At 75.3% G+C, this 4,919-nt stretch carries 5 protein-coding genes; 3 read left to right on the forward strand and 2 right to left on the reverse strand.

Going from position 1 to position 4,919, the window contains the following annotated elements; genetic code table 11:
• Nucleotides 1-271 (reverse strand): TetR family transcriptional regulator (locus tag ABZZ04_RS39170; RefSeq protein ID WP_356937013.1); only part of this gene is annotated, 271 nt, incomplete at its 3' end.
• An 87-nt stretch (nt 272-358) separates the two neighbouring features.
• On the opposite strand from ABZZ04_RS39170, the gene ABZZ04_RS39175 reads away from it, so the two are divergent.
• From ABZZ04_RS39175 to ABZZ04_RS39185, 3 genes are all read left to right on the forward strand, one after another.
• Nucleotides 359-1,570 carry an FAD-dependent monooxygenase gene (locus tag ABZZ04_RS39175; RefSeq protein WP_356937014.1) on the forward strand — a complete coding sequence of 404 codons (1,212 nt, stop codon included), beginning with the start codon at nt 359-361 and terminating at the stop codon, nt 1,568-1,570.
• A gap of 86 nt (nt 1,571-1,656) precedes the next feature.
• Entirely contained in the window at nt 1,657-2,556 is a 900-nt protein-coding gene (locus ABZZ04_RS39180) for a Gfo/Idh/MocA family oxidoreductase (protein WP_356937015.1), read from the forward strand.
• 139 nt (nt 2,557-2,695) lie between these two features.
• On the forward strand, nt 2,696-3,058 hold the full coding sequence (locus tag ABZZ04_RS39185; RefSeq protein ID WP_356937016.1) for a hypothetical protein: 363 nt from the start codon (nt 2,696-2,698) through the stop codon (nt 3,056-3,058).
• Nucleotides 3,059-3,068: 10 nt separating this feature from the next.
• On the opposite strand, the gene lnt is transcribed toward ABZZ04_RS39185, so the two are convergent.
• Nucleotides 3,069-4,655 carry an apolipoprotein N-acyltransferase gene (lnt, locus tag ABZZ04_RS39190; protein ID WP_356937017.1) on the reverse strand — a complete coding sequence of 529 codons (1,587 nt, stop codon included), beginning with the start codon at nt 4,653-4,655 and terminating at the stop codon, nt 3,069-3,071.
• Nucleotides 4,656-4,919 lie beyond the last annotated feature (264 nt).

A 4,919-nucleotide genomic window follows, 5' to 3' on the forward strand; every position in this document is an offset into this window, starting at 1 on the left:
CCGCCGGGGCGGGAAGCGCCCCGGCGGCCGGGGCCGGGAGGAGCCCGTCGGGGGCGAGCACCCGGGCCTCGCGCTCCGCGAGCCGTCGCACGGCCGCCTCCAGCAGCGACTGCCGGGTCCGTGCGTAGTTGGACGTCGAGCCCTGGGGGAGCCCGGCGCGCTCGTCCACCGCGCGGTGGGTCAGCCCGCGCATCCCGCGCTCGGCGAGCAGGGCGAGGGCGGCGTCGGCGATGAGAGCGGCCCGGGAGGTACCGGCGGTGCGTGTGGCCATGGGGCCAACCTACCCCTCCAACTACAGCCGTAGTACGGTGAGCATGTCACTACGGATGTAGTGCGGACGCAGTTCCGAGGAGGAGTCATGGACAAGCCCCGTGCCGTCGTCATCGGCGGCGGAATCGGCGGTCTCACCACGGCGGTGGCCCTGCACGGCCGCGGCTGGCACGTCACCGTCCTGGAGCGCGCGGCCTCCCTGGAACCCGTCGGGGCCGGTATCTCCCTGGCCCCCAACGCCCAGCGCGCCCTGGACGTCATAGGCCTCGGCGAAGAGGTGAGGTCCCTCGCCGCCTGGCAGGGCGAGGGCGGCATGCGCGCCCCGAACGGCCGCTGGCTCTCGCGCACGGACAGTGCCGCCGCGGTCGAGCGGTTCGGCGGCCCGCTGGTCCTGCTGCACCGCGCCACCTTCGTCGACCGCCTCGCGGCCCGGCTGCCCGAGGGCACCGTCCGCACCGGCGCGGCCGCGCGACTGCTGGACCCGGGCACCGCCGGCGGCGCGCCCGCGGTGGTCGAGACGGCGGCCGGAAGCATGGAGGCCGAGCTCGTCGTCGGCGCCGACGGCATCAAGTCGGTCGTGCGCGACGCGCTCTTCCCGGCCCACCCCGGCCCCTCGTACGCCGGATTCACCACCTGGCGCATCGTCGTCCCCGCCCCCGAACGGTCCTTCTCCCCGCACGAGACCTGGGGGCGCGGCGCGCTCTGGGGCACCCAGCCGCTCAAGGACGGCCGGATCTACGCCTACGGGGCCGCCGTCGCCCCCGCCGGGGCCCGCGCGGCCGACGACGAGAAGGCGGAGATGATGCGCCGCTTCGGCGACTGGCACGACCCGATCCCCGAGGTCATCGCCGCCGCCGAGCCGGACCAGGTGCTCCGCAACGACGTGTACCAGCTGATCGACCCCCTGCCCGCCTTCCACCGGGGCCGCACCGTCCTCGTCGGCGACTCCGCCCACGCGATGGCCCCCAGCCTCGGCCAGGGCGGCAACCAGAGCGTCGAGGACGCGATCGTGCTCGCCCACCGGCTGACGACGGGCACGGACCTCGGCGCGGGACTGGCCGCGTACACCGCCGACCGCCTGCCCCGTACGTCGGCCGTCGTCCGCAAGGCCGCCCGGACCGCCCGCCTGATGCGGCTGAGCAGCCTCCCGGCCGTCGCGGCGCGCGACACGCTGATGTCCACCGTCTCGCGCTTCGGGCCCGCCCTCGTCCTGCGCACCTTCGACGGGATCATGGACTGGCGGCCGCCGCGGTCCACGTATGCTGCCCGGACGAACGACGCGCACGGGACGCTGCGGTAGGACATCGGCTCCGGAGGAGCCCGCGGGGCGCTCCCGCCCGGTGGCCACCGCACCGGGCGGGCGCCGGACAGCGAGAGGGAGACCCCGTGAAGGTCGGCTGCATCGGACTCGGCGACATCGCGCGGAAGGCGTATCTGCCCGTCCTGACCACCGTGCCCGGGATCGAACTGCACCTGCAGACCCGCACCCCCGCCACCCTGGAGGAGGTCGCCGGGGCCCACCGCATCCCGCCGCGGCAGTGCCACGCCGATCTCGGATCGCTGCTCGCCCAGGACCTGGACGCCGCCTTCGTCCACGCCCCGACCGCCGCGCACCCCGAGATCGTGGGCCGGCTGCTGGAGGCGGGCGTCGCCACGTACGTCGACAAGCCGCTGGCCTACGAACTCGCCGACTCCCGGCGGCTGGTGGAGCTCGCCGAGGAGCGCGGGACGAGCCTGGCCGTCGGCTTCAACCGCAGGGTCGCGCCCGGTTACGCGCAGTGCGCCGAGCATCCGCGCGAGCTGATCCTCATGCAGAAGAACCGGGTGGGCCTGCCCGAGGAACCGCGCAACATGGTGCTCGACGACTTCATCCACGTCGTCGACACCCTGCGCTTCCTGGTGCCGGGGCCGGTCGACCAGACCGTCGTGCGGGCCAGGATCCGCGAGGGGCTGATGCACCACGTCGTGCTGCAGCTGTCCGGCGACGGGTTCACCGCCATCGGCACGATGAACCGGCTCAGCGGATCGGCCGAGGAACGGCTGGAGGTCTCCGGCCAGGACTCCAAGCGCGAGGTCGTCAACCTCGCCGAGGTGATCGACCACAAGGGGCAGCCGAGCCTGCGGCGGCGCGGCGACTGGGTGCCGGTGGCCCGCCAGCGCGGCATCGAGCAGTGCGTGCTGTCCTTCCTGGACGCGGTGCGCGCCGGTACGGTGCTGAGCGCCCGGGACGCCCTGCGGACGCACGAGCTGTGCGAACGCATCCTGCGCGACCTGGGCTGCGTCTGAGGGCCGGACCCGGGAGCACGGGCCGGGCCCGGGGGCCGCGGAGGCCGCCCGGCCCCGGCGCCGACGGCCTTCCGGATGCGTGGGGCCGGGCACCGATGCAGGCTGGGGTGATGGACCACCGGCCCGTGGAGGTGACCTCGTGAGGCCCCACGACGAGCCGAAGGGCTGGGGAGCTCTTCAGCCGCCGCCCGGCTACTACTCCGCCGACGGACGGCCGCCCGACGCGACGCAGCGCGGGCTGATCCTCGACTGGGCGGTCAACCAGCGGATCGCGAGCGGCTGGCGGGTGGAGTCACGGGCCGAGACGCAGGTCGTCATGGTCCGGGGCAAGCCGCTCAACCATGTGCTGCACGCCCTCCTGACGGTGTTCAGCTGCTTCCTCTGGAGCGCCGTGTGGCTGGTGCTGGCCGTGACCAACAAGGTCGAACGGGTCGCGCTCACCGTCGACGCCCAGGGCCACATCGTCTCCGTGAACGGCCCCCACCGAAGGCTGTGCGGCTGAGCCCGCGACGTCACCGTCCGCCGGGACCGCCGGAGTCGGCGCCGGTCGCGACGGGACCGCCCCGGGCACCGGCCGGCCCGACCCGGCCGCGCCGCCCCGCCGACCGTGCCGCTTCGAGGGCGCCGTACGCCACCAGCACCGCCGCCGCACCCCACAGCGGCCAGTCGCCCAGCCGCACGTAGAGCGTGGTGCCCGTCGCCAGCGGCACGTCGAACACGGCGGCGGCGCTGGTGTCCGTACCGAGCGGAGCACCGACCGGTGCGCCCTGCGGGCCGTACACCGCGCTGACACCGGTCAGCGTGGCGTGCACCATCGGGCGGCCGTTCTCGGCGGCCCGCAGCGCCCCGAGCGACGCGTGCTGCTCGGGCGCCCAGCTGTGCTGGAACGATGAGGTGGACGACTGCGCGACCAGCACCTGCGCACCGTCCAGGGTCAGTCGGCGGCTCATGTCGGGGAACGCGGACTCGAAGCAGACCAGCGGTCCGAAGCGCAGCCCGCGTCCGCCGTCCGCCCCCGGCAGCGACATCGTGACCGGGGCGGTGCCCCGCAGCCGGTCCTCGCCCGCGGCCCGGCCCATGGAGGTGACCCAGCCGAGCACCGGACGGGCCGGGACGTACTCGCCGAACGGCACCAGCCGCATCTTGTCGTAGCGGTCCCCGGTCGGCCCGTCCGGGCCCACCAGCACCGCCGACTTGAAGATGCCCTTCCGGCCCGATCCGTCGGTCTGCCGGGCGTCCGTGTTGACCAGTACGTCCGCGCCCACCCGACGCGAGAGGGCCGCGATCCGGGCGGCGATGTCCGGACGCCGGGTGAGATCCGCCCCCACACTGCTCTCGCCCCACACCACCAGGTCGAGATCGCGCCCGGCCAGCGAACCGGTCAGCCGCTCGCCCACCGCGAGACGGCGCTCGACGCTGTGGGGCCCCGCGACCACCCCCGGCTGCACGACGGCGATCCTGACCGTTCCCGACCGCTCGGGCCGCGGCGCCCAGCCCGCCGTCGCGCCCACGGCCAGCGCGCACACCACCAGGCTCACGACGGCCGCGGTGCGGGCGGCCGCGGTCACGAACAGCAGGGCGACGGCGGTGTTCACCGCCACCACCAGGAGACTCACCAGCCATACCCCGCCCACGGACGCGACACGCAGCGCGGGAGCCACCTGCCACTGGCTCGCACCGAGCAGCCCCCAGGGACCGCCCAGCGCCTCCCAGGACCGGACCAGCTCGATCATCAGCCAGCCGCAGGGCACCACGACGACCGCCCGGACGGCACCCGCCGCCGACACCCGCCCGCCCAGCGTCCGCAGGACCAGCAGCCCCCACGGGGCCCACAGCAGACCGAGCAGGGCGGCCAGGAGCACGATGAACACATGGAGGCTCGGCATCAGCCAGTGATGCACCGCGACCATGTAGCCGATGCCGCCGAGCCAGCCGTCCAGCGCCGCCCTGCGCCCCGTACCGGCGGAACGGATGAGGAGCAGCCACGGCACCAGGCCGACACCGGCGAGCCACCACAGGGAGGGGGCGGGAAAGGCGAGCGCGGGCAGCGCGCCCGAGAGGACCGCGAGGACGCCGCGCCATCGGCCGGACCGCAGCATCCGCGCCCACCGCTCGCCCCGACCGGCCGGAACCAGCATGTTCCGCCTCCTCGTCCCGCCTGATCAGCAGTCTCCACCCTGGTCCCCCGCTCCGCAGTTCTTCCCCGGAGCGCGGGGACGGAAGCCTCGTCCCGTACCGGCACGGCCCCCGGCGGCGGGCGGGGGGGCCGGCGGGGGGGGGGGCGGGGGGGCTCGGGTTCCAGCGGGAGGGGGCCGGGCGGGAAGGGGCCGAGCGGGGAGGGGCCGGGGATCCGCGCGCGGACG

The organism is Streptomyces sp. NPDC006435, from assembly GCF_040612315.1.
Lineage (GTDB): Bacteria > Actinomycetota > Actinomycetes > Streptomycetales > Streptomycetaceae > Streptomyces.